The organism is Streptococcaceae bacterium ESL0687, assembly GCA_029392475.1.
In the GTDB taxonomy this organism is placed as follows: Bacteria; Bacillota; Bacilli; order Lactobacillales; family Streptococcaceae; genus Floricoccus.
The window spans coordinates 352,870-372,827 of record CP113940.1 but is presented as its reverse complement, the minus strand read 5'-3'; the positions used below and the strand labels follow the sequence as shown (position 1 = coordinate 372,827).

General features: G+C 39.2%; 19 protein-coding genes. 1 reads left to right on the top strand and 18 read right to left on the bottom strand.

Features of this window, described 5'->3' with window-relative positions:
- Positions 1 to 8: 8 nt before the first annotated feature.
- From OZX60_01975 to yidD, 16 genes are all read right to left on the bottom strand, one after another.
- A complete protein-coding gene (locus OZX60_01975) occupies positions 9 to 2,393 on the bottom strand; it encodes a primosomal protein N' (GenBank protein ID WEV45536.1) in 2,385 nt (794 codons plus the stop codon).
- A gap of 67 nt (positions 2,394 to 2,460) precedes the next feature.
- Entirely contained in the window at positions 2,461 to 2,778 is a 318-nt protein-coding gene (gene rpoZ / locus OZX60_01970) for a DNA-directed RNA polymerase subunit omega (GenBank protein WEV45864.1), read from the bottom strand.
- A gap of 24 nt (positions 2,779 to 2,802) precedes the next feature.
- Entirely contained in the window at positions 2,803 to 3,411 is a 609-nt protein-coding gene (gene gmk, locus OZX60_01965; GenBank protein WEV45535.1) for a guanylate kinase, read from the bottom strand.
- Between the two features lie 169 nt (positions 3,412 to 3,580).
- Positions 3,581 to 5,539 (bottom strand): fructose-specific PTS transporter subunit EIIC, encoded by a 1,959-nt coding sequence (locus OZX60_01960; protein ID WEV45863.1) that lies wholly within the window; start codon positions 5,537 to 5,539, stop codon positions 3,581 to 3,583.
- 10 nt (positions 5,540 to 5,549) lie between these two features.
- On the bottom strand, positions 5,550 to 6,461 hold the full coding sequence (gene pfkB, locus OZX60_01955) for a 1-phosphofructokinase (GenBank protein ID WEV45534.1): 912 nt from the start codon (positions 6,459 to 6,461) through the stop codon (positions 5,550 to 5,552).
- 9 nt (positions 6,462 to 6,470) lie between these two features.
- Complete coding sequence (locus OZX60_01950; protein WEV45533.1) at positions 6,471 to 7,166, bottom strand: DeoR/GlpR family DNA-binding transcription regulator; 696 nt, start codon at positions 7,164 to 7,166, stop codon at positions 6,471 to 6,473.
- Between the two features lie 100 nt (positions 7,167 to 7,266).
- Positions 7,267 to 8,190, bottom strand: coding sequence for a DNA-binding protein WhiA (gene whiA, locus OZX60_01945; protein ID WEV45532.1), 924 nt, complete (start codon positions 8,188 to 8,190; stop codon positions 7,267 to 7,269).
- On the bottom strand, positions 8,187 to 9,164 hold the full coding sequence (locus OZX60_01940) for a YvcK family protein (protein WEV45531.1): 978 nt from the start codon (positions 9,162 to 9,164) through the stop codon (positions 8,187 to 8,189). Before OZX60_01940 ends, whiA begins: the two co-directional genes overlap by 4 nt.
- Entirely contained in the window at positions 9,161 to 10,051 is an 891-nt protein-coding gene (gene rapZ / locus OZX60_01935) for an RNase adapter RapZ (GenBank protein WEV45530.1), read from the bottom strand. The genes OZX60_01940 and rapZ overlap by 4 nt, the downstream gene beginning before the upstream one ends.
- Before the next feature lie 87 nt (positions 10,052 to 10,138).
- Positions 10,139 to 10,546 carry a transcription antitermination factor NusB gene (gene nusB, locus OZX60_01930; GenBank protein WEV45529.1) on the bottom strand — a complete coding sequence of 136 codons (408 nt, stop codon included), beginning with the start codon at positions 10,544 to 10,546 and terminating at the stop codon, positions 10,139 to 10,141.
- Positions 10,536 to 10,931: an Asp23/Gls24 family envelope stress response protein gene (locus OZX60_01925; protein ID WEV45862.1), complete on the bottom strand. Its 396-nt coding sequence runs from the start codon at positions 10,929 to 10,931 to the stop codon at positions 10,536 to 10,538. Before OZX60_01925 ends, nusB begins: the two co-directional genes overlap by 11 nt.
- Before the next feature lie 45 nt (positions 10,932 to 10,976).
- The gene (gene efp / locus OZX60_01920) at positions 10,977 to 11,537 is read right to left on the bottom strand and encodes an elongation factor P (protein WEV45528.1); all 561 of its coding nucleotides are present in this window, start codon (positions 11,535 to 11,537) and stop codon (positions 10,977 to 10,979) included.
- Positions 11,538 to 11,634: 97 nt separating this feature from the next.
- A complete protein-coding gene (locus OZX60_01915) occupies positions 11,635 to 12,696 on the bottom strand; it encodes a Xaa-Pro peptidase family protein (GenBank protein ID WEV45527.1) in 1,062 nt (353 codons plus the stop codon).
- A gap of 8 nt (positions 12,697 to 12,704) precedes the next feature.
- Positions 12,705 to 12,959, bottom strand: a complete 255-nt coding sequence (locus OZX60_01910) for a hypothetical protein (protein ID WEV45526.1) — start codon at positions 12,957 to 12,959, stop codon at positions 12,705 to 12,707.
- The gene (uvrA, locus tag OZX60_01905; protein WEV45525.1) at positions 12,940 to 15,780 is read right to left on the bottom strand and encodes an excinuclease ABC subunit UvrA; all 2,841 of its coding nucleotides are present in this window, start codon (positions 15,778 to 15,780) and stop codon (positions 12,940 to 12,942) included. The genes OZX60_01910 and uvrA overlap by 20 nt, the downstream gene beginning before the upstream one ends.
- Before the next feature lie 108 nt (positions 15,781 to 15,888).
- A complete protein-coding gene (gene yidD / locus OZX60_01900) occupies positions 15,889 to 16,152 on the bottom strand; it encodes a membrane protein insertion efficiency factor YidD (GenBank protein ID WEV45524.1) in 264 nt (87 codons plus the stop codon).
- Between the two features lie 82 nt (positions 16,153 to 16,234).
- On the opposite strand from yidD, the gene OZX60_01895 reads away from it, so the two are divergent.
- Complete coding sequence (locus OZX60_01895; GenBank protein WEV45523.1) at positions 16,235 to 17,119, top strand: polysaccharide deacetylase family protein; 885 nt, start codon at positions 16,235 to 16,237, stop codon at positions 17,117 to 17,119.
- Positions 17,120 to 17,149: 30 nt separating this feature from the next.
- Here the strand turns inward: OZX60_01895 and rbfA are convergent, their stop codons facing one another.
- Together rbfA and infB are read right to left on the bottom strand one after the other, a co-directional pair.
- Complete coding sequence (gene rbfA, locus OZX60_01890; protein WEV45522.1) at positions 17,150 to 17,497, bottom strand: 30S ribosome-binding factor RbfA; 348 nt, start codon at positions 17,495 to 17,497, stop codon at positions 17,150 to 17,152.
- Between the two features lie 20 nt (positions 17,498 to 17,517).
- Entirely contained in the window at positions 17,518 to 19,911 is a 2,394-nt protein-coding gene (gene infB, locus OZX60_01885) for a translation initiation factor IF-2 (protein WEV45521.1), read from the bottom strand.
- Positions 19,912 to 19,958 lie beyond the last annotated feature (47 nt).

Genomic DNA, 19,958 nt, shown 5'->3' with positions numbered 1-19,958 from the left:
CATCTCTCCTATATAAAATTCTGTGGTTCACTATCTATAATAATCCTTAAATCCTTATTACTTCTGTCTTGAGTCATTTCAAGAACTTGATTTAGGGCTTGAGTAAGGTGATCCTCAAAACGATATTTAATTAAAATTTGGTAGTGATACAAGTTATGTGTCCGGGCAATCGGCTTGGGAGTCGGACCTAAAATTATTGCTCCTTGGGATAAATTTTTAGATAAATGACTCATAATCTCATAACTCTTTTTAATAGCCTCATCTTCCTTCTTATGGCTAAGAATTATTTGAGTTGTATAGAAATAAGGTGGGTATCCTAGACTCCTTCTATACTCCATTTCCTTTTTATAAAAGCCTTCATAGTCATGCTCTTTGGCAAGCTGTATTACATAGTGATCTGGGTTAAAGGTTTGGATGATAACCTCGCCTTCTTTGTCAGCTCTCCCAGCACGACCTGCCACCTGGGTCAAAAGTTGGAAGGTTTTTTCACTGCTTCTAAAATCAGGTAAATTTAGGGCTGTATCTGCATTGATGACCCCAACTAGGGTAACATTTGGAAAATCTAATCCCTTTGCTATCATCTGGGTACCAAGAAGGATATCGGCTTCTTGATTTTCAAATTGGTCTAAAATCCTTTCATGGGCTCCCTTCTTCTTGGTTGTATCAACGTCCATTCTAAGGATTTTAGCATGGGGGATTAATTCTTTAAGCTCTTCTTCGATTTTTTGAGTTCCAGAACCATAATACCTAAAGTTTTTACTCCTACAACTTGGACAAAAACGAGGTATGGCTTCTTTGAACCCACAATAATGACAGTCTAAGGTTTTTGTATCCATATGTAAAGTTAAACTTATGTCACAATTTTTACATTCTTCGACATATCCGCAATCACGGCACATAATAAAGCTTGAATAGCCCCTACGATTAAGCATTAAAACTACCTGCTCCTTGCGTTCAAGCTTCTCCCTGATTTTAGCCAGAAGAGGAGGGGTAAAGTTGGCTGATTCCTGATTCATATTCTCTCTGAAATCAACTATCTCAACCTTAGGAATTTTAGCCTTAGGATTAGCCCGTCTTGGAAGTTCAATAAATTCATAAACTCCCTTGGAAGCTCTAGCCCTTGATTCAAGGCTTGGGGTTGCACTTCCCAAAATAAGTTTTGCTCCGTGCCAAGCGCTTCTAAAGAGGGCTATATCCCTTGCGTGGTACCTAGGACTTGAATCCTGCTTGTAGCTTGATTCATGTTCCTCATCTATTATTATAACCCCAATATCCTTAAGGGGAGCAAAAATTGCACTGCGAGCACCTACAACGACCCGGGCCTTACCTTCTTCAACCCTGCGCCATTCATCATACTTTTCTCCGTCAGACAGGCGACTGTGCATAATAGCCACTTGATCGCCAAATCGTGCAATAAAACGATTGGTAATTTGCGGGGTAAGAGAAATTTCAGGTACCAGCATGATGGCCGTTTTCCCTTCTTCTAAAACCTTAGAAATTACCTGCAAGTAAAGTTCAGTCTTACCACTTCCTGTTACCCCTTCCAGTAAGAAAGGATTGGAGTTTTTACTTGTTGTGATAAGATCATAGGCCTTCTTTTGGTCACTATTTAAAATTAAGGGTTGGTCCCTTTTAATTTTATCAAATAATTTTCTAGTCCTTCTAAGTTCAATTTTTTCTAATTTGAGAAATTTTTGCTCAATAAAAAAATTAATAATTGCTCTTGAAAACTGTTTATTTAATTCCTTGAGAGGGATTTTAAATGGATGCTCAAGAAGATAATTCTTAAGTTCTTGCTTTTTCTTGGCCCGTGAAGGAAGTTCATAAGCTTCCAATTGATCCATGTTCTCAGGATAAACAAAGCTTTCATAGCTGATATTTTCACGACTTTTGGCTACATATTCAAACTTAATCAGGCCTTCTTTTTTAAACCTTAAAATCTGAGCCTGCTCATCTTCTGACAGACTTGAAAATTTTACCCTCTGTCCCAGCTTAAAAATCAAGGTTTCATTCTGGCTGTCTGAAATTTCTTCCAGGGGAATAACATATTTATCATAGTTGGAATTAAGAAGATTTGGCAGCATGGCCTTAAGGCAGGTAATTTTATAGGAAAAGACCCTCTTTCTCATATCATCAGCTAGGGCTAACTGCTCTTTGTTAAGAACTGGCTCAAAGTCTAAGAGTTCCTTAATTTCCTTGAGTTCATCCTCTGAACTTGAATCATCAACTATCTCCATAACAATGGCCTGTACAAGTCGATCAGCCTTTCCAAATGGAACATGGACCCTCATTCCCACTTCAAGAAGTCCCTCTAAGTTGGTAGGTACCAGGTAAGAAAAGGGATGGTCTGTTTGCATAAGGGGGATGTCGACAATTACTTTAGCTATCTTCATTGAAATCCTTTCTAAAATAAAATTAGAGACTGGGAATCTCCCAATCTCCATTCCGCATATCTAGAACTTATTTACCTTTATTAGCTTCAACTTCATGCTCTTGTGCGATGCGCTCTTTAATCTGTCTTTCTTCTTCTTGCAGGCGTGCTACCTCAGCTTCTGCTGCAAGCCTACGTGCTTCTCTTTTACCTTCTGGATCTGGATGAATTGTTACAGTTCCAGCTTCAATTTCTTCCAAAGCTTCAAGAGTTGGCTTAACTGACTTGAATTCAATTGTAGCCTGAGCTCCCTCATTTAATTCATGAGCACGTTTGCTTTCAAGAATTACTAGTGAATATTTTGAATCGACCTTGTCTAGTAGCTTGTCGATAGATGGTTTTAACATCATATTATTATTTCTCCTTTAGTCCTAATCAATCATGGCGCGGTATTTTCCAATCACGCGGTCCACACGAAAATGTTCTGCTTCAACAATCTGTTTAACCCTTGCTGCTGCCTTGCTTACCTCGTCATTAACAACTGCATAATCATATTCACTCATCAGAAGGATTTCTTCACGAGCCTTTTCCATACGCTTATCAATAACATCAACACTGTCAGTTCCACGTCCAACAATGCGTTCACGAAGTTCATCAAGATCTGGTGGCGTTAAGAAGATGAAAACTCCATCTGGAACCTTTTCCTTAACCTGAAGGGCTCCTTGGACTTCAATTTCCAAAAAGACATCCTTACCACTATCAAGAGTTTCATTAACATAAGTTAACGGAGTACCGTAGTAGTTACCAACATACTCAGCATACTCAAGCATTTGTCCGTTTTTAATCATCTCTTCAAATTCTTCACGAGTTCTAAAGAAATAATCCACACCATCAACTTCACCTGGACGTTTAGGACGAGTAGTCATTGAAACTGAATAGTCAAAATCGTGCCCCTCACCGTCAAAAATTTCCTTGCGTACAGTCCCCTTACCAACTCCAGAAGGGCCTGAAAATACAATTAATAAACCACGCTCTTGCATGCTTTCTCCTTAAAAATATTAATCTTCTTTATTGAATTTCTTTATCAAGTTCAAATAAGATAATTCATTATAGCATGTTCTAAGCCCTAAAAACCAAAAATGTAATTCAAATGTAATATTTTTCTCAAAGAAAAAAGAGTAAACCAAGTTTACTCTTTCCTTTTAAAAATTATTTTTTCTTACGAAGTGCTCCAAATAGTACACCTGCGATAACTGCACCAATTGCAATGTATAGTAGGTAAAGAAGTGGGTTACTTGTAAGGGCAAGAACGAAGATTCCTCCGTGAGGAGCCATAAGTTTGATGTGTGAGAATCCAACTAAAGCACCAGTAATTGCAGATCCAACAACAAATGATGGGATTGCGCGAGCTGGGTCAGCTGCTCCAAATGGAATAGCTCCTTCTGTGATGAATGAAAGACCAGTTACGATGTTTGTAACACCTGCTTGACGTTCATCTTTAGTAAATTTATCTTTGAAGAGCATAGTTGCTACAAATACTGCAAGAGGTGGAACCATACCACCAGCCATTGTAGCGGCCATTACTTCGCTACCACCAGTAGCAACTGTTGCTGCAAGTGTTCCTGTTGCAAAGACGTAAGCTGCCTTGTTAACTGGTCCACCCATATCTACTGACATCATTCCACCAACTAGAGCTCCCATTAGGACTGCTGAAGTTCCGCTCATGTGAGTTAGGAAGTCATTAAGTCCTGTATTGATTGCACTCATTGGAATGTTGATTAGAAGCATTGCAAATCCTGTGATGATTACACCAAGTACTGGGTAAAGAAGGATTGCTTTGATACCATCAAGGGCACGTGGAAGAATCACTAGAGCTTTCTTAAGAAGAAGGATAACTCCACCGGCTACGAAACCACCAACTAAAGCTCCAAGGAATCCTGAAGGAACTCCAGCTTCAACTGATGAATTAAGAGCATAAGGCACGTGTCCCCAAGCAAGACCTGATTGAGCGATGTATCCAGCTACAAAACCTGCAACCATACCTGGTTTTTCAGCAATTGAGTAAGCAATGTATCCAGCTAAAACTGGTAACATGAAGTCAAAGGCTGCTCCACCAATATGTTTGAAGAGACTTGCGATTTCATTGTAAGTACCAAGGTTTGCTAGTTGATCTTTTGGAACACCAATAGCATTATCAAGTAAGAAGGCAATGGCAATGGCAATCCCTCCACCGATTACGAATGGAAGCATTGTTGAAACCCCACTCATAAGGTGTTTGTAGAATTTCTTACCAAGGCTCATTTCTTCAGCTGAATCTTCGCTTGAATTACCACCGTCAGTTGCATGGTAGATTGGAAGATTACCACTTGCTGCTTCTTCGATTAATCCTTCAGAGTTAGTGATTCCGTCTTTAACTGGACGGCTGATTAAAGGTTTTCCGTCAAAACGTCCCATATCAACAGCCTTATCAGCTGCAATGATTACACCGTCAGCACGTTTGATGTCTTCAGCAGTAAGTTTGTTACCAACACCAGATGCTCCGTTTGTTTCAACCTTGATTCCAACACCCATTTCAGCTGCTTTTTTCTTAAGGGCTTCTTCTGCCATGTAAGTGTGGGCGATACCAGTTGTACAAGCTGTAACAGCTACAACAAATTTTCCTGTTGATGGAGCCTTGTCTTCTTTAGACTCTTCAGCTGCTTCAGACTTAACTTCTTCACCTTCTTTTTTGAATAGGTCAATTACTTGATCAGGAGTAGTAGTTTGACGAAGCTTGTCGATAAATCCTGGCTGCATTAGATATTTAGAAAGGCTTGCAAGAGCTGCTAAGTGAGTATCATTTGCACCAGCTGGGGCTGCGATCATGAAGAAGACGTAAGTAGGTTGTCCGTCGAGTGCTTCATAGTCAACACCCTTGTTTGATTTAGCAAAAAGAATAGTAGCTTCTTTTACTGCTTCATTTTTCGCGTGAGGCATTGCCACACCGTCTCCAAGACCTGTTGAAGTTTGAGCTTCACGGTTTAAGATACCTTGCTTGAAAACTTCCTTATCAGTGATACGGCCAGTTTCGTAAAGTTTGTTGACCATTTCATCAATTACTCCAAGCTTATCAGTAGCTTGAAGGTCCATGATCATGGCATTTTTTACAAGTAAGTCTGTAATTTCCATCATTTATCTCCTATAATTTTGTAATTTCTACTTTTTTCAGTGTTTCTTCAATAAAATCAGCTGTTGCTAAGTCGTCTGAAAAGGCTGTTGCAGTTCCACACGCCACTCCGAGGGCGAAGGCTTCAACTGCATTTTTGCTTTCTTCGTACTTACCAGTAAATCCAGCAACCATTGAATCTCCAGCACCAACTGAGTTTTTAACCACTCCCTTGATTGGTTTAGCAAAATAACTTCCTTCATTATTTACAAGAAGGGCACCATCTCCAGCCATTGAAATGATTACATTTTGAGCACCCATTTCAAGAACCTTTTGAGCATAAGGAATAATTTCTTCAGTTGATTCAAATTTAACGCCAAAGATTGCACCAAGTTCATGGTTGTTTGGCTTAACAAGAAGAGGGCTGTGTTCTAATGCATCTAAAAGAGTTTGTCCTTCAAAGTCACAAACAACTTCTGCTCCTGCTTGTTTGGCAGTTGAAATTAACTTTTTGTAAACTTCATTGCCTAGGGATGCTGGGGCACTACCTGCAAAAACAACTGTATCTTGATCAGTTAATTTTGCAAGACCACCAATCAGCTCATCAAGCTGTTCACTTGTAATCTCAGGACCTTGTCCGTTGATCTCAGTTTCTTGGTCTGCCTTAATTTTTACATTGATACGAGTATCTTGGTCGACAGCAACAAAGGCTGTGCTGATTTTTTCTTCTAGAAGAGTTTTTTCAATAAATTCTCCCGTAAATCCTCCTAGAAAACCTAGAGCTGTTGAATTTTTTGAAAGTCTTGCTAAAACTCGACTAACATTAATTCCTTTTCCTCCAGCATATTTGTCGTCGCTGTCCATACGATTAACCTCGCCGACTACAACTTCTGGTAGGCGGACAATGTAATCGATAGAAGGATTTAAAGTTACTGTATAAATCATTTTAATCTCCTAGCTATTAGTTAATATTATTACCTCTGATATTTTTGCAAAGTTTATCAAATTCAACTTGTTAAACTTGCTCCTATCAGCTAGTATGTAGGTTTCTTGTGCTTGTTTGGATGCTGCTTGTTTAATATTTGCCTCTTCCATGTCAGGAGTACTCACATATTCCTCCCCTATGGCATTTGCCCCTAAAAAGGCCTTGGTAAAATTAAATTGTTCAATCTGTTGAACAGCATCAGAACCAATAACTGCCTCGGTTAAATTTTTTATAAAACCACCTAAGATATAGACAGTTATATTGTCTTTGATTAACCTTGAAGCATGACTAACACTACTGGTCACAATTGTTAGACTGCCACTAAATTTTTGAAGTCCTTCAATCATCATTCCAGTCGTTGTACCGGCATCCAAAAAAATAACATCACCATCACTAACATGACTTAGGGCATTCTGAGCAATCAGTTTCTTTTCTTGAACGTTTTTGAACGTTTTTTCACTGATACTTGCCTCTCCTGATAAATTTTTAGCAGGTTCAGCGCCCCCATGAACTCGTGAAAGTTTTCCCTGTTTTTCAAGGTCAGTCAAATCCCGTCTTAGAGTTGAAACAGAAGCATTAGTAAGTCCACATAGATATTCAATGGTGACGCTTCCCCTGTAACTTAGCTCTGATAGGATTATTTTTTTTCGATCATTCGCAAGCATATATTCTCCTTGTGGAAACCGTTTCCATCTTAATTATACACCATAATCGTTCAAAGTCAATCAAAAAAAATCATAACTCGCACTTTTTACTACTTTAAAATTAACTATTTTTACCATCCTCAATATAGCTTTGAGCCAGCTGACTAAGTTTACGTAACCTATGGTTGACCCCACTTTTCCCCAAAGGAGGTGACATAGTCTCTCCTAGTTCCTTAATGGTCAAATCAGGATTTTTGAGCCTAATTCTTGCAATCTCCGATAGATTTTCAGGTAGCTGGTCAAGGCCCAACTTCTCATCAAGAAGTTTAATTTTTTCAATCATATCATAGGAAGCATTGACGGTCTTTCCAAGATTTGCTGTTTCAAAATTAGCCCGCCTATTAGCCTGATTTCTCATTTCCTTGATAATTTTAGCATTTTCATATTTAAGCCTTGCATTCATGGCCCCAATCATAGTTAAAAAATCCATAATCTGTTCTGAATTTGTTAGATATACAATATAGCGATTTTTCCTCTCAAGGACCCGGGCATTAAAACCTAGATTTTCAAGGACTTCCTTTAAATCCTGGGCATGATCCTGATAGACTGAGGCAAGTTCCAAATGGTATTTACCACTTTCAGGGTCACTAATATTCCCGCTTGATAAAAAAACACCCCTCAGATAAAGAACACTTTTTTTGTCATCATATTTAATTGATCCTGGAATCCCGTTATCAAGAAGAAGGCCATCAGCTAGGTCTAAATCATCCAGAAGACGGTTTACATTTTTATCTATATAAACAGTATAAATCCGATTTTTAGAGAGGGTTGTCTTCTGCTGGGTTTTAATCTCTGATTTAATCTGGTAGAGTTTCATCAGAAGATTATAGGTATAACGAGCCGTTGTCGCATTTTCCGTACTAATAGAAAGCGTAAGCTCCCTTGCTAGTCCAAGGGAGCCGTTCATTCTAATTAGGGCCATTAAGACAACTGGGCTCTCATCCAAAGAGGTTAATTCCTTTTTTACTTCAGTTGAAAAACTCATGGCAGTACCCTTTCACTAATCCTCAAAATCTCCTTGGCAATACGGTCCCCGTCATGGAAGGCCCCTCCATTTTCAAGCTTTAAGAAGTTAGCAGAGATAATTCTTCCAACCTCCTGGTTCAAACCCTTAAAGTCATGATCAACCTGAACAAGGTACTCATCAAACTTATGGGTATTCATGTATTCCTTTGGAACCTCTTCAATATTAACCAAAACGGTATCGATAAATCTTTGACCAAGATGCTTATGAAGGACCCGGACGTGCTCTGCATCTGTAAAATGCTCTGTTTCGCCCCTTTGGGTCATTATGTTGCAGACATAAACAATTTGTGCCTTGGTTTCAAGAAGGGCCTGGCCAATTTCATCAATTACCATATTAGGCAAGATACTGGTAAATAGACTTCCAGGTCCAACAACAATAGTATCAGCTTCCATTATGGCCTTGACTACCTTACGACTGGCCTTTGGTTTTTCACCGTTACAGGTATTGGTCACGTAGACATGATCAATTTGCCCCTTATAACCTGCAATGTTACTTTCTCCGACCACCTCATGACCATCTTCAAAAACCGCATGAAGGGTAAGACCCTGCTCACTGGACGGGAAAACATTTCCATCAATATGAAGAAATTTAGCAAGAATCTGAATGGCATTATAGGTTGAACCCTGCATTTCACTAATTCCTGCAATAATTAAATTACCCAAAGGATGCCCGGCAAGAGAGCCATCTGTCTCCTTAAAACGGTATTGAAATACACGCTCATAGAACTTGGGCATGTCACTCATGGCAACCAAAACATTCCTTAAATCTCCAGGTGGTGCCATTCCAATGGCATTAATTATCTGACCACTACTCCCCCCATCGTCAGCAACGGTCACAATGGCAGTAAGGTCAACATTCTCATTTCTTAAACTACGGAGAAGGACAGGAATTCCAGTCCCTCCACCAATTATTACAACCTTTCTTTTCCTCATGATCTATTTACTGTCTCTTTTCTCTTATCCATGTCTCTGTGAACCTCATTTACCTTCCAGCCAGCATTTTTTAAACTGGCCGCAAGCCTTCTAGCAAATGAAACTGATCTATGTTGGCCTCCAGTACAGCCAACAGCAATAGTAAGGACTGATTTTCCTTCCCTTTCGTAGCCTGGAATGATTGGTAAAAGTAAGTTTTCGAGATTTTTAAAGAAATCATCTGATTCCTGAGAGGCCATGACATAATCATAGACCTCCTCATCCATTCCTGTTTTATTACGCAAGTCAGGAACATAATGGGGATTAGGTAGAAAACGAACATCAAAGACCAAATCTGCATCAAGGGGAAGGCCATATTTAAAGCCAAAACTCATAACTTCTATCCTAAATGATTGAACCGTATCATCAGAAAAGTCTGCAAGAATCTGGCTGCGTAAATTCCTTGGTGACATGTTGGTTGTATCAACCACATTTTGAGCAAATGATTTTAGAGGGGCTAACAGTTCACGCTCCTTTAAAATACCGTCCAAAACTCGTCCATCACTAGCTAGGGGATGACTCCTTCTAGTTTCCTTGTAGCGGGCCACAAGTTCTGTATCACTGGCATCTAAAAATAAGATTCGAAAATTAACTAAAGGCAAATCGCTTAAATCATTAACAACCTCTTGAAGCTCATCAAAAAAGCTGCGTGATCTCATATCAACTACCATGGCAAGTTTGTTAATACTTGCCTCTTCATCAGTAGAAAGTAGGCCGATAAACTTCTCAATGAGATTAGGCGGCATATTATCGATTGTAAAGTAACCCATGTCCTCAAAGGACTGGATAGCAACTGTTTTGCCAGCTCCGCTCATTCCTGTAACGATAACTAAATCAAGCATCTTCATTCTCCTTTTTTTCTTGCTAGTAAATCAATAAGGGTCCCATGTTGCCTTTAATTATAACAAAAAAAGACGATAAAAACCGTCTTCTTGCTATACTAAATTGGTTAGTACTCCGTTTATGAATTTAGCTGCCTTTTCATCATTGAAATCTTTTGCAAGTTCAATTGCTTCATTAACTGCAACAACATTTGGTGTTTCAGTGTATAAAATTTCATAAGCTCCAAGACGTAAAATCACACGTTCAATATTTGTAAGCCTCTCAATTGACCAAGGACTTTTGATAAATTCAGCTATCTTTTCATCAAGCGTGTGTTTATTTATCTGTACCCCGCGGACTAAGGTTTCCAAATATTTTGGAGTGCTCTCTGGAAATTCATCGTATGACATGACAAAATCCATCACATCACTAACCGATGCTTCTTCTTGCAGTTCTAGAGAATAAAGAGCTTGTACAGCACTCATACGAATCTCATGCTGACTCATCTTTTTATTCGCCATCTAGAAAATCTCCCCCATCAAATAAATCTGTACGTTTTGGTTTTGGAGTCTTCTCAGGTACAATTCCTGAAACATGGATATTGATATCGTGGATTTCAATACCTGTCATGTTATAAACGACTTCCTTAACCTCTTTTTGCATTTGCATTGCAACATTTGGAACATTCACTCCGTAAATCATGAATGCATAAATATCAACATCAACCAAACCTTGTTCGTCCTGGCTAATATAGACCCCACGTCCTTCAGCCTTTTTCCCTAAAATATCAGAAAAACTCTTGTTTCTTAGAGAGTAAAGTCCTTCGATGTGTGAGGCTGTGATATTTACAATTGTTTCAATGACCCTAGGTGAAATAACTACTGTTCCTAGGTTTTCAACATGTATATCCTTCATATTAATCCCTTCTTAGGCCTAAAAACTTAAGCTAAATTAGTTAGCACGTTTTAGGTAGGCACCAGTTTGAGTATTGATTTCTAGTTTTTCACCAGCTTCAATGAAATCTGGAACGTTAACAACAAGTCCTGTTTCCATAGTTGCAGGTTTACCTGATCCAGTAACTGTTGCTCCCTTGATTGATGGTTGAGTTTCAGCAACTGTAAGAACTACTGTTGTTGGAAGTGTAAGTCCAATAACTTCTGTACCGAAGAATTGAATTTTGATTTCTTCATTTTCAAGAACATATTTAAGTTCCTCAGCAACTTGAGCAACTGGAATTTCATATTGGTCGAAAGTTTCAACATCCATGAAGAAGGCTGTATCATCCATTTGGTAAAGGTATTGAGCTGGGCGAGTTTCAATAATCGCTTGTTCAAATTTTTCCTCTGGACGGAATGATGTTTCAGTTGTTGCACCAGTACGAACATCACGAAGTTTCATACGCATGATTGTGTTCCCTTTACCTGGTTTGTGGTGACTTGCTTCAATAACGCGCAGAAGTTTACCGTCTGATTCAAAGGTCATTCCTGCTTTTAATTCATTTGCTGCTACCATTTTATTAAAAATCTCCTAATCTAAATTTCTTTCATATTTTAACATATTTATAGGCTTTTAGCACCCCTTTTATCAAAGAGGATTTAAAGCATATTAGCTAAAGAATTATTAAATCCTTGCTAGCAAGCGTTAAAAGTTCACAACCTTCTTCTGTAACAAGTAAATCATCCTCAATTCGAACGCCACCATAGTTATCGATATAAATTCCAGGTTCATCAGTAATGGTCATCCCAGCCTTAATGTGACCTTTTGAATTTTTACCAAAGAAGGGGTCCTCATGAATATCTAAACCAATTCCATGACCAATTCCGTGGGTAAAATTGTCTCCGTAACCTGCTTCTTCGATAACTTTTCTAGCAATTAAATCATAGTCAGAATAGGCTAGACCCGCTCTTGTTTCAGAAATCAAGGTGTTATTGCTATCAAGGACTGTATTATAGATTTCAATCATCTTATCACTTGGCTGACCTAGGAAGATGGTTCTAGTCATATCACTAACATAGTGATTGTAATAGCAGCCAAAATCAAAAGTTATGGTATCTCCTGCCTCTATAATCTTATTAGAAGCAACCCCGTGGGGCATGCTTGATCTAGCACCACTTGCCACAATTGTTTCAAAACTTACGGATGAAGCTCCAAATTCTCTCATTTTAAAATCAAGAAAGTTTGCCAGCTCAAGTTCACTAAGTCCGGGTTTAACATAGTTCAAAAGTTCATCGAAGGCCTTGTCTGAAATCGAACAAGCCTTGCGGATGGTCTTAATTTCTTCAGCATCCTTAATAGTTCTGAGCTCTTCAATCAGGTTGTCAGAAGCCTTAAGATTTATATTCCTAAGTTCTTCTTCCATGGCTAAAAATTGACCATAAGATATTTGACTTTCAAATTGTAGGTCCTTTATTCCTTCGGAAGCAAGGATAGCAGAAACTTCTTTTAAGGGTGTGCGGCTCTCAATAATTTCAAAATCCTTAACAAGATTTTTGGCTATTAAGGTATACCTAGCATCAGTGAAAAAATACTGATTTTTTTCTGTCACAAGGATAGTTGCCTCAGTCCCTGAAAAATTAGAAAGGTAGTAAATGTTTTTAAGGTTATTAACCAATAAGGCACTAACTTCCTTCTCCTTCATCAAATTTCTTAATCTATCAATTCTTTTCACCATAACCCCCTTTATTTATCTTGTGCTAAATCTTCTGGAACATTAGTTGTTCGAGCTTTTTCTTCTTCAAGGTCTGCTTCAATTCCTTCTTCTGTTGGAATATTTGTTGTTCCTCGGTCAATATAATTTTTTGGTTCTGAATCATCTCCAATATTTGTTGTTCCGTGGACTAGATCATCCTTAGAATCAAGATCTGTTGGAACATTAGTTGTCCCTTTTTCTTGTAATTTTTCAATTAATTCTTCTTTATTTTGATTTTGGTTCATTTTCTAGTTTTCCTTTCAAATATTTTCCTGTATAGCTTAAGTCACAGGCTGCAATTTCCTCAGGCGTTCCTGCGCATAAGAGATTACCACCTTTTGCACCACCTTCAGGGCCCAAATCAATAACATAGTCTGCTGTCTTTATAACATCTAAGTTATGTTCAATGACAATAATTGTATTGCCTGCATCAGCCAGCCTGTCTAAAACTTTTAAAAGATGATAAATATCTTCTGTATGAAGTCCTGTTGTTGGTTCATCAAGGATATAAATATTCTTACCTGTTGAGCGTTTTTGAAGTTCACTGGCAAGCTTCATCCTTTGCGCCTCTCCCCCTGATAAGGTAGTAGCAGGTTGTCCCAAGGTAACATAGCCAAGACCCACATCCACTATGGTCTGAAGCTTCCTTTCAATCTTTGGAATATGACGGAAGAATTCAAGGGCGTCTGACACGCGCATATCAAGGATTTCTGAAATATTTTTATCCTTATAGTGAACCTCAAGGGTCTCACTATTATACCTTCTGCCCCTACAAACCTCACAGGCTACATAAACATCAGGCAAGAAGTGCATCTCAATTTTTATAATCCCATCACCCTTACAATTCTCACAGCGGCCACCTTTGACATTAAAGGAGAAACGGCCCTTCTTGTAGCCACGAATCTTGGCTTCGTTGGTTTGGGCAAATAAATCCCTTATGTCATCAAAAACACTAGTATAAGTAGCCGGATTTGATCTAGGTGTTCTACCAATTGGGCTTTGGTCAATATCAATTAATTTTTCAATTCCCTCATATCCTGAAACTGACTTGTGTTTTCCTGGCTTGGCCGAATTTTTATTTATCTTTTGGGCTAAAGCCTTCTTAAGAATTTGATTAACCAAGGTTGATTTTCCTGATCCGGATACACCAGTTACAGCTGTCATAACACCCAAAGGAAAATCTACATCGATATCCTTAAGGTTATTCTCAGAGGCTCCTCTGACCTCAATTACACGGTCCTTATCAAAAGGACGACGTTTTTCTGGTAGAGGGATTTTCTTTTTGCCTGACAGATATTGACCGGTTATTGATTTTCGACTTCTGGCCACCTGCTTTGGTGTCCCGCTGGCAATGATTTCCCCACCTAAGCTACCTGCTCCAGGACCCACATCAATCAAATAGTCGGCTGCCATCATGGTATCCTCATCATGCTCAACAACAATTAGGGTGTTACCCAGATCTCGCATCTTCTTTAAGCTATCAATCAAACGGTCATTATCCCTTTGGTGAAGCCCAATGGAAGGTTCATCTAAAACATAAAGAACCCCGCTTAGATTAGATCCAATCTGGGTGGCTAGCCTAATCCTTTGACTTTCTCCACCTGACAAGGTGGCAGAAGCCCGTGAAAGGGTAAGATAGTCAAGGCCCACATTATTTAGGAAACTCAAGCGGTCACTTATTTCTTTTACGATAGGACCTGCTATCTTCTCTCTATTCTCACTTAAAATGAGACTGTTTATAAAGGTCAGATGATCTCCAATAGACAATTTTGACAATTCGCCGATATTTTTTCCATCGATTTCAACAGATAGGGCCTGAGGGTTTAACCTTAATCCGTGACAGCTAGCACAAGGTAGCTCTGTCATATAACCCTTCATTTGCTCCCTGGTAAAATCACTATTTGTCTCACGGTAACGTCGTTCGATGTTATTGATTATACCTTCAAAGGGAATATCGATGTCACGAACCCCATTAAACTCATTTTTATAGTGGAAATGGAAGGTTTCACCCTCTGATCCATAAAGAATAAGCTTCTTTTGGTCCTCACCTAGAGCCTCAAAGGGAAGATCCATATCAATCTCAAAAACATCCATGGCCTGCTCAAGCATTTGCGGATAATAGTTTGAAGAAATTGGATTCCAAGGAAGAAGAGCTCCTTCTCTTAGGGTCTTTGTCTCATCAGGAACTACTAAGTCAATATCCACCTCAAGCTTAATTCCAAGACCGTCACAGTCAGGGCAAGACCCAAAAGGTGCATTGAAAGAGAATAATCTCGGTTCAAGTTCTGGAACGGTAAAGCCACATACCGGGCAGGCATAATGCTCACTAAAGAGAAGCTCAGTTCCGTCCATCTTATCAATAATCACGTAACCTTCAGCTAGATGGAGAGCACTTTCGACTGACTCAAACAAGCGGCCCCTAATACCCTCTTTAAGAACAATTCTGTCAACAATAATTTCAATCTTATGCTTCTTGTTCTTATCTAGTTCAGGTAGCTGATCAATATCATAAACCTCACCATCGATTCTCAGGCGGACATACCCTTCCTTTTGAATTTTTTCAAAGGTCTTTTTATGCTGCCCTTTTTTGTCCCTGACAACTGGAGCTAGAATTTGCAGCCTAGATCTTTCTGGAAGTTCCAAAACATGATCAACAATCTGCTCTGGTGATTGGGCTGTGATTGGACCATGACCATTTGGACACATGGGTATACCAACCCTGGCATAAAGAAGGCGCAGGTAGTCATTAATTTCAGTTACTGTCCCAACCGTTGACCTGGGATTTTTACTGGTCGTCTTCTGATCAATTGAAATGGCTGGACTAAGTCCATCAATGCTGTCAACATCAGGCTTATCCATATTTCCTAAAAATTGTCTGGCATAGGCTGAAAGGCTTTCGACATATCTCCTCTGTCCTTCAGCATAGATGGTATCAAAGGCAAGACTGGACTTTCCTGAACCTGAAAGTCCTGTTACTACTACAAGCTTATTCCTTGGCATGGTGACATCTATATTTTTTAAATTATGCACACGTGCTCCGCGTACAACAATATTTTCCTGGGCCATAAGTGCCTCCTGTTCTCAATTAAGAATTAACTGATTATATCATATTTACTTAATTCGATAAATTAATAGACACTTTGATGATAAATTTAAAGACTGATTATAAAATTTTCAATTTTTGTTTTTTATTTGCCTCGAATCCTTATTGCGCCTCAAGGTAAATTTCTCAGGCACATAATCAATTCCACCTTTTACAAGGGGATTACACCTTAAAATTCTTGCCAGACCCATGATAGTACCTAAAAATGCTCCGTGAATTTTAATGGCATCAATCATGTAGTTTGAACAAGTGGGGTGGTATCTGCAAGTCGGTCCTGTTAAGGGAGAAATCCTCCGCTGATAAAAATAGACCATTTTTAATAATAAATTTTTCATATATTCATTCACCTAAGTTCATTTTACTACAGGCCCTACAAAAATACTTAATATTTAAACTTTTTAATGCTATAATACATCTATGAAAATAAGAAAACTTTTTAAGTATGTACTACTAGGACTAGCAGTCGGTCTAATCATTGGTTTTGGTTACCAAAAATTTAATTCAAGCTCAAAAAGCCATGTTCAGACAAGTGACAGCAGTCAAACAAGCAGCCAGGAAGGGACGACCAGTAAGGAAAGCTCTTCTTCTCAATCAAGTGACGAGACTACAAGCAAGGTAAGTTGGAAAAAATCTGATACCACTATCAAGTTTCCCATCCTTATGTACCATCATATCTCAGAAGTTGTAGACGGAAATACCTTATTTGTCCCACCAGCTGAATTTGAGATGGAGATGAAGACTCTCAAGGATGCAGGCTACTACACCTTAAGTCCTGATGAAGCCTATAGGGTTTTAACTAAAAATGAAAAACCCGCTGACAAGATTGTTTGGGTGACCCTTGATGATGGTTATGTTGATAATATGAAAAATGCCCAACCCGTCCTTGATAAACTTAAGATGAAAGCAACTATTATGTCCATTTGGAATATGAAAGATGGTCTTGATAAAATGACAGATGACCAGTTGCTTCAAATTAACAAGGATCCTCTAATTACTATTGAGAGTCATACGGTTGACCATATTGACCTAGGACAGGCTAGTGATGAGGAAGCAAGCTATCAATTAGTTGAGTCGAAAAAAGGACTTGATAAACTCTTGAATCAAGACACAAGTGTCATTTGCTACCCATCAGGGCGCTACAATGATGATACTGGAATTCTTGCAAAAGATGCTGGCTATAAAATGGGACTTACAACCAACCCAGGACTTGCAAGTATTGATGATGGAATTTTTACCCTAAATAGGGTACGTGTGGCTTATGGTCATGACAGCCAAAGCTTCTTAAATTTAATTAGCGAATAAAAAAGACTTCCCTGCAGGGAAGTCTTTTTCTTAGTTTTTGTTAAGATTTCTTAACAGCTCATCGATCTTGTTTCCGTATTCAACAGACTCATCTTTGACAAAGATAAGTTCTGGAACCTTAAACATGGTCATGCGACGGGCAAGTTCACTTCTGATAAGTCCACTTGCTTTTTTAAGACCTTTTTGGGCCTTTTCATTATCACTGGCAAGATCACTTAGGAGGGTGTAGTAGACAGTTGCCTGGCTAAGATCTCCTGTGACTTTTACGTCAGTGATGTTTACATCTTCGAGTCTTGGGTCACGGATTTTATTGCGCATGATATCATTGATATCACGTTTAATTTCTGTTGAGACTCTGTCCGAACGAAAGTTTGCCATATTTCCTCCTCACCAAACGACTAGCGTTTGATTTCAACCATTTCGTAGATTTCAAATACGTCATCAACTTTAATATCATTAAAGTTTTCGATCATAAGTCCACCTTCATTACCTTTTTTGACTTCTTTAACGTCGTCTTTAAGGTGTTTAAGGCTTGCGATTTGACCATCATGGATTACAACCCCACCGCGGATAACACGAATGCTTGCCCCGCGTTTAACAGTACCTGATACTACCATGAATCCTGCAATTGTACCAATTTTTGATACCACGAATGTTTCACGAACCATAGCTTCACCGATAACTTTTTCTTCGAATTCAGGATCAAGAAGACCTTTCATTGCAGTTTCCACTTCATCGATTACGTTATAGATAATGCTGTGTAGGCGGATGTCCACGTCATCTTGTTCAGCTTGTACACGGGCAAGTGGTGTAGGACGAACGTTAAATCCAATGATGATTGCGTTACTTGCTTCAGCAAGAGATACGTCTGATTCGCTGATGGCACCAACAGCAGAGTGGACGATATCAATTTTAACACCTTCAACATCGATTTTTTGTAGGCTTGCTGCTAGAGCTTCTGCACTACCTTGAACGTCAGCCTTGATGATTAAGTTAACTGACTTAACTTGTCCTTCTTTAAGGGTATCAAATAGATTTTCAAGGCTTACACGTTGTGAATTTTGACGTTGAGCTAGTTGAGCACGTTTAGCACGTTCTTCACCAACTGCACGGGCTGATTTTTCATCTTCGAATACTGCGAAGTGGTCTCCAGCTTGAGGAACATCATTAAGACCTGTGATCTCAACTGGTGAGCTTGGTCCAGCTTCTTTTTGACGGCGGCCAAGGTCGTTAACCATTGTACGAACACGCCCGAAGGTGTTACCAACTACGATTGGATCTTGTTGGTGAAGGGTTCCCTGTTGAACTAGAAGGGTAGCGATTGCCCCTTTTCCTTTGTCCAGACGGGCTTCAACTACAGTACCGATAGCCTTAACTGTTGGATCTGCCTGCAGTTCTTGCATTTCAGCAACTAAAAGGACAGTTTCGAGTAGTTCATCGATATTTTGGTTGAATTTAGCTGAGATTTGAACAAACTCAGATTCTCCACCCCAGGCTGTTGACATAACGTTGTGTTCAGCAAGTTCTTGGATAACACGGTCAGGGTTTGCTCCTGGTTTATCAATCTTGTTGATGGCTACGATGATTGGAACACCTGCGGCTTTAGAGTGGTTGATGGCCTCAATTGTTTGTGGCATAACTCCGTCATCAGCTGCAACGACTAGGATTGTAATATCTGTTACAGATGCCCCACGTGCACGCATGCTAGTGAAGGCTTCGTGTCCTGGTGTATCAAGGAAGGTAATCTTCTTACCTTCAGCTTCGATTTGATAAGCTCCGATATGCTGAGTAATTCCTCCAGCTTCTCCGCTTGTTACACGTGAATTACGAAGGGTATCAAGAAGGGTAGTTTTACCATGGTCAACGTGCCCCATGATTGTTACAACTGGTGGACGCTCTTCAAGCTTAGTTGGATCCAGGTAATCTTCTTCGATGAATAGACGTTCGATGTCAGCTGTATCGACTTCAACTTTTTTCTCCGGAGCAATTCCGTAGTCCATAAGAAGAAGTTCAATCGTATCAGCATCAAGTGACTGATTCTGAGTAGCCATAATACCCATCATGAACAGTTTTTTAACAATTTCAGCTGGTTCGCGTTTGATTTTTTTAGCGATGTCTGCAATAGTCATTCCGTCTGTGTAGACAAGAGTTTCTGGTAGTTCATGGAACTTACGTTGTGGTACTGGAGCAGCCTGAGTTTGGCCGTTACGTTTACCTTTTTTCTTAGAGTTCCAGTTACTGTTGCGGGCATTACGAACCTGGTTACGTCCACCGTTGTTACGGTTACGGTTATTATTGTTGCCGCCAAATCCTTGGCCGCCTCCGTTACCTTGACGGTTTTGGTTGTTGTTATTGTTGTTAGGCTTTTGCCCATTGCGGTTAGTAGTAGGCTTTTGCCCATTGCGGTTAGTAGTAGGCTTTTGCCCATTGCGGTTAGTAGTAGGTTTTTGACCTTGATTGTTTGATTGGTTGTTTTGTGTCTTAGTATTCAAATGATTTTGTTTTTTATTCCCTTGGTGAGCTTGAGTAGACTGGTTACCTTTTTTAGGTCCTTCTCCCCCGTGAGCTTTGCTATTGTTATCAACTTTTTTGGCCTGTGGCTTTGCTTGATTAGAACCTGAACCTTTTGAGTTCGCTTTAAAACTTGCTAGAAGTTTCTTTTCTTGTTCTGAATCTACACTGCTTGAGTGTGTCTTTACATCAAAGCCTAATTTTTTAGCATGTTCGACCAAATCCTTATTAGCTAACCCACTTTCACGGGCTATTTCATTGATACGTTTTTTATTAGACAAATCGTGTCCTCCTAACTAACTGATGGCAAGGTAGTTCAATCTAGCTT

Coding starts and splice junctions, on each gene's coding strand:
- OZX60_01975 (WEV45536.1), bottom strand. CDS start 2,393: ATGAAGATAGCTAAAGTAATTGTCGACATCCCCCTTATGCAAACAGAC.
- rpoZ (WEV45864.1), bottom strand. CDS start 2,778: ATGTTAAAACCATCTATCGACAAGCTACTAGACAAGGTCGATTCAAAA.
- gmk (WEV45535.1), bottom strand. CDS start 3,411: ATGCAAGAGCGTGGTTTATTAATTGTATTTTCAGGCCCTTCTGGAGTT.
- OZX60_01960 (WEV45863.1), bottom strand. CDS start 5,539: ATGGAAATTACAGACTTACTTGTAAAAAATGCCATGATCATGGACCTT.
- pfkB (WEV45534.1), bottom strand. CDS start 6,461: ATGATTTATACAGTAACTTTAAATCCTTCTATCGATTACATTGTCCGC.
- OZX60_01950 (WEV45533.1), bottom strand. CDS start 7,166: ATGCTTGCGAATGATCGAAAAAAAATAATCCTATCAGAGCTAAGTTAC.
- whiA (WEV45532.1), bottom strand. CDS start 8,190: ATGAGTTTTTCAACTGAAGTAAAAAAGGAATTAACCTCTTTGGATGAG.
- OZX60_01940 (WEV45531.1), bottom strand. CDS start 9,164: ATGAGGAAAAGAAAGGTTGTAATAATTGGTGGAGGGACTGGAATTCCT.
- rapZ (WEV45530.1), bottom strand. CDS start 10,051: ATGAAGATGCTTGATTTAGTTATCGTTACAGGAATGAGCGGAGCTGGC.
- nusB (WEV45529.1), bottom strand. CDS start 10,546: ATGGCGAATAAAAAGATGAGTCAGCATGAGATTCGTATGAGTGCTGTA.
- efp (WEV45528.1), bottom strand. CDS start 11,537: ATGGTAGCAGCAAATGAATTAAAAGCAGGAATGACCTTTGAATCAGAC.
- OZX60_01915 (WEV45527.1), bottom strand. CDS start 12,696: ATGGTGAAAAGAATTGATAGATTAAGAAATTTGATGAAGGAGAAGGAA.
- OZX60_01910 (WEV45526.1), bottom strand. CDS start 12,959: ATGAACCAAAATCAAAATAAAGAAGAATTAATTGAAAAATTACAAGAA.
- uvrA (WEV45525.1), bottom strand. CDS start 15,780: ATGGCCCAGGAAAATATTGTTGTACGCGGAGCACGTGTGCATAATTTA.
- yidD (WEV45524.1), bottom strand. CDS start 16,152: ATGAAAAATTTATTATTAAAAATGGTCTATTTTTATCAGCGGAGGATT.
- OZX60_01895 (WEV45523.1), top strand. CDS start 16,235: ATGAAAATAAGAAAACTTTTTAAGTATGTACTACTAGGACTAGCAGTC.
- rbfA (WEV45522.1), bottom strand. CDS start 17,497: ATGGCAAACTTTCGTTCGGACAGAGTCTCAACAGAAATTAAACGTGAT.